The following is a 4,769-nucleotide window of genomic DNA, read 5'->3' on the forward strand; positions in this document are numbered from 1 at the left end:
TGCTTCCCCTGCTCGACCCCTACGAATTGCCGCTGACGCTTGTGCTCGTCGGCGGCGGGCTCGGGTTGCTCGTGGGATCGTGGACGGGCGCGCCGCGGATGATCAAGGCGCTGTCGCAGGACTACTCTTCGCTGTCCCCCGACCTGTCGATCGCCGCGCTGATCCCCTCCTTCGCGATCGCACAGGTCGCGGTCTTTTTCGGCATTCCCGTCTCGTTCAACGAGATCATCGTCTCCGCGATCGTTGGCAGCGGCCTCGCTGGCGGCGGGGCCGGCGTCGGTCGGAAAAAGGCCGTCCGGACCGTCGCCGCCTGGATCGGGTCGCTGGCGCTGGCGTTCGGTGCAAGTTACGCGGCCTACACGATGCTGGCAACGGTTTTTATCTAAAAACCGGTGGAAAACGACTTCAGTCGGAGAGCGCGTTCTCGATCATCGTACCGAACTTGGGCGTCCCGAAGTGCCGGCGGATCTCGCGCTCGACCTGACCGACGCCGAGCGGGATCAGGCTCATGCCGAACACGACGGCCCACCCCTCGATGCCGATGGGCGTGGTCTTCAACGCCGTCGAGACGCCGGGCAGGTAGAGCGTGCTCGCCACGATGATCCCCGACAAGGCGACCGCGCCCCACACGTAGAGGTTCTCGGTGACCTCGTTGCGCAGGAGGCCCGAGGTGACCTCCCGCATGTTGAACACGTGGAACAGTTGCCCGAACGCTAGGGTTAGGAACGAGACGGTGATGGCCGCCTCACTCCCCTGGCCGTACATCCCGCCGGCGATGGCGAGTGCGCCGACGGTCGCGACCGATAGCGCGGTGCCGTACAGCGCCAACTCGGTCCAGTTCGTCCGCGTCATTATCGGTTCGTCGGGCTCGCGCGGTGGCCGGTTCATCACGTCCTCGCCGGCCTCGCAGGCCCCCAGCGCGAACGCCGGAAAGATGTCGTTCACGACGTTGAGGAAGAGGATCTGCAGCGGGAGGATGGGTAGCGGCAGCCCCACCAGCGTCGCGAGCAGGATACTCGTCAGTTCGCTGACGTTGCAGGACATGAGATACAGCACGAACTTCCGGATGTTCCGAAAGATGTTCCGCCCCTCCCGGACGGCGTGGTAGATGCTGGTGAAGTTGTCGTCCCGGAGGATCATGTCCGAAGCCTCCTGGGCGACCTGGGTACCGCGCTGACCCATGGCCACCCCGATGTCGGCACTCTTGAGCGCCGGGGAGTCGTTGACCCCGTCGCCGGTCATCGCGACGATCGAACCCAAACCCTGGTGGAGTTCAATCAGGTCGAGTTTGTTCTCGGGATTGACCCGCGCGAAGATGGAGGCGTTCGAGAACCGTTCCGTTTCTTCCTCGGAGAGGTTCTCGGGGGCATCGAGTTCGCTGCCCTCGACAACGTCGGGATCGTCCGAGTCCACGATGCCGACGCTCTTGGCGATGTTCTTGGCGGTCCCGGCGTGGTCGCCGGTCACCATGACGACCCGCATGCCGGCCTGCTTGCACGTCTCGATGGTCGACTTGACCTCCTCGCGCGGCGGGTCGATCAAACCGACCAGGCCGATCAGTTCGAGGTTCTCGTAGGGTTCGGTCTCGGGGTCGTCCACCGTCTTCCGCGCGAGCGCGAGGACGCGCAACCCGTCCTCAGCCATGCGATCGCCCTTCTCGATCCAGTCCGCCTTGGCGTCCTCGGAAAGTTCTTCAGTTCCGTCCTCGGTCACCTGATGGGTAGCCGCTTCCACGACGGCACTGGGCGCGCCCTTGACGGCGACCCTGTACCCGCCGTCCTGCTCGTGGTAAGTCGCCATCATCTTCACGGACGGGTCGAAGGAAACCTCCCGCGCCTCGGGCATCGAATCGAGAAGGTCGTCGCGATCGATATCGGCCTTGAGTCCCGCGATCAGGAGCGCTGCCTCCATCGGATCGCCGGTTATCCCCGCCTCGCCGTCCGTTTCGGTCACCGAGGCATTGTTACAGAGGACCCCCACTTCGACGGCCTCCTCGAGGGGTCGATTCTTCGGCACCTCGAGTTGCAATCCGCCGTCGCCCATGGCCGAATCCGACCCGTCGCCGGATTCGTCGGGTCGATGGAAGGACCCTTCGGTGTCCAGCCCGGTTCCGGTGACCTCCACCGAGCCGGACGCCAACTCGAACTCGCTGACGGTCATCTCGTTTTCCGTCAGCGTGCCCGTCTTGTCCGTGGCGATAATGTTGGTGGAACCGAGCGTCTCGACCGACCCGAGGTTGCTGATCAGCGCATTGCGTTCGGCCATCCGCCACATTCCGCGTGCGAGCACGAGCGTGGCGACGATGGGGAGCCCCTCGGGGACGGTCGCGATGGCCAGCGCGATGGCCTCCTCGACCATCAGGAGCAGCTCGTGGCCCCTGAGATATCCCGACAGGAGGACGACTGAGGCCACGAACACCAGAAGCGGGACGAGCTTCATGCCGAGTTCGTCCAGGCGCTGCTGGAGTGGCGTCTTCTCCTCGGCGGCCTCCTGGAGCGACTCGGAGATCTTGCCCAGTTCGGTGTCCATCCCGGTCGAGACGACGACCGCCTCGACGGATCCCCGCGTCACGTAGGTCCCCTTGTAGAGCATGTTCTCGCGCTCGGCGAGGGGCGCGTCGGCGTCGGTGACCTCGCCGGTCTTGCCGACCGGAACGGACTCGCCGGTGAGCGCCGACTCGTCGGCCTGCGTTTTGTTGGCTTCGACCACGCGCAGGTCCGCCGGGACGACGTCGCCGGCCTCCAGCACCACGACGTCGCCGGGGACGAGCTCTTCCGCCGGGATCTCCCGGTCCTCGCCGTCGCGGCGGACGCGGGTTTCGATCTCCGTCAGTTCCTGTAAGCTCTCCATCGAGCTGACGGCCCGCATCTCGGTGACGAACCCGATGATGCCGTTGATGATGAGCACGGCGATGACGGAGATCCCTTCGATGTTCTCGCCGATGGCGAGCGCGCCGAGAGCGGCGGCACCCAGCAGGATGATAATGAACCCGGTGAACTGCTCGTACAGGATCTTCCACCAGGGTTTCCGTTCGGATTCCCGCAACTCGTTGCGACCGAACCGCTCGAGTCGGTCCTTGACTGCTCGTTCGCTCAATCCCTCGTTCGACGACACGTCGAGATGGTCCAGCACCTCGGTCACTGACCGAGACCACGGCGTTTCGATTCCATCTTTTCTGCCAGTCATTCTTTTAGATTATATTAATACCGGTGTCTGTGTGAGGCGATCCACGACCGCGGATGCCGTTCGATTGGGTGAGTGGTGACTAATCATGAGATTTCTCAGTCGCTCTGGCTTTACCAGTCGGACGCCTTCGTCTGGATCGGCGTGGGAACCCGGAGCGTACCGACTGGGGAGGGACTTGTGGGATGCGATACGACCAGCGGGCGAACCGGGCATCGTCTGGCCGCGTCGGTTACAGTACCGACCAACGCTTTCGAATGACTGCCGGGAACGACAGGGCGGCTAATCGGTCGGCTCGGGGAGTTACGAACGACGGCCACCCTACGTCTCCCGAGCGTCGCGATGGTGAACATTTCGCCCATCTTGCGCGTAGGTAACGTCGTTTGATACTATTTGTGGTTCTGTTCCCGACACTGTCAGAGGGAAACGTCCCAGCTCGGTCCCATCCGCCTTGCAGCGGGCGGACCGCCAGCAACGGAGCCGTCAACCTCGATTCGGAACGCGTGCCTTTTTCCACCCCTCGCGCTAACGCCGGTATATGGCAAAACAGCCCCACCTGCTCGTCGAACCGGGCGATCTGAACGACGTGGCACTCGTCCCGGGGGATCCGGGTCGGGTCGATCGCATCGCCGCCCACTGCGAGGAGGTCGAGGAACTGACCCACAACCGCGAGTACAAGGTCGTCAACGCGGTCTACAACGGCACCCCACTAACGATTTGCTCGACGGGCGTCGGTTCACCCTCGGCCGCGGTCGCAATCGAGGAACTCGCCCGTGTGGGGGTAGAGACGTTCATTCGGGTCGGGACGACTGGGGCCCTCCAGTCCGGCATCGAGATCGGCGACATGGTCGTCGCGACCGGCGCGACGAAGAACGAGGGCACCTCGAAACGCTACGAGGATGTCGAGTTCCCCGCTGTCCCGGATTACCAGACGCTGACTGGACTGGTCGATGCGGCCGAGGCCCACGAGGCTGCCGGTCACGGCGGCGGCGGTGACGTCCATGTCGGCCCGATCGCGACTGACGATGCCTTCTACGCCGAGACCGACGAGTACGTCGAGGCCTGGGAGGCCGCCGGTCTCATGGCCGTGGAGATGGAAGCTGCCGCCATCTTCACGTTGGCCCGCAGAAAGGGGCTGGGTGCCGGCGCCATCTGTACCGTCGACGGCAACCTGGTTGAGGGCACGCAGAAGGGCGAAACCGAAGACGAGGAACTTCCAGAGAAGGCCCAGAATAACGTCGAACGTGCCATCGAGATCGCCCTCGAGGCGACGACCACGTTTTGACATCCTCCCCGCCCTGAACAGTAGGTGACGAAGTACCCAAGAAGAGTGGAGGATATATCAGAATATGATTATTTGTCTGCCGAGCCGATGACGGCTGCCTGACTGGATGAGTGTGAGGACGTGAACGGGGAAGTCCCGTTGAAGCTCTCTGCCGATGCGGGCTACTGGAGTACAGCGAACGCAGCGCTGGAAGACGACCAAACGGAGCTGTTCATCGCCACGACGAAAGACTGGAAGCGGCGCAAAGAGCTGCGCGAGCAGGGACCGCCCCGCGGACAGATTCCTGATTCGTATGGGCCGA

4 protein-coding genes are annotated in these 4,769 nt (G+C 63.8%); 3 read left to right on the forward strand and 1 reads right to left on the reverse strand.

Going from position 1 to position 4,769, the window contains the following annotated elements:
* A partial coding sequence (locus ACI944_RS11885; RefSeq protein WP_411719265.1) for an inorganic phosphate transporter occupies positions 1 to 386 on the forward strand: 386 nt, incomplete at its 5' end.
* Positions 387 to 405: 19 nt separating this feature from the next.
* Here ACI944_RS11885 and ACI944_RS11890 read toward each other — a convergent pair.
* Entirely contained in the window at positions 406 to 3,141 is a 2,736-nt protein-coding gene (locus ACI944_RS11890; RefSeq protein WP_411719266.1) for a cation-translocating P-type ATPase, read from the reverse strand.
* Between the two features lie 580 nt (positions 3,142 to 3,721).
* On the opposite strand from ACI944_RS11890, the gene ACI944_RS11895 reads away from it, so the two are divergent.
* Positions 3,722 to 4,468: a nucleoside phosphorylase gene (locus ACI944_RS11895; RefSeq protein WP_411719267.1), complete on the forward strand. Its 747-nt coding sequence runs from the start codon at positions 3,722 to 3,724 to the stop codon at positions 4,466 to 4,468.
* Positions 4,469 to 4,588: 120 nt separating this feature from the next.
* Positions 4,589 to 4,769, forward strand: a 181-nt coding sequence (locus ACI944_RS11900; protein WP_411719268.1) for a hypothetical protein, incomplete at its 3' end; no start/stop codon positions are given.

Origin of the sequence: Natronomonas sp. (assembly GCF_046710025.1) — an archaeon.
GTDB lineage: Archaea > Halobacteriota > Halobacteria > Halobacteriales > Haloarculaceae > Natronomonas.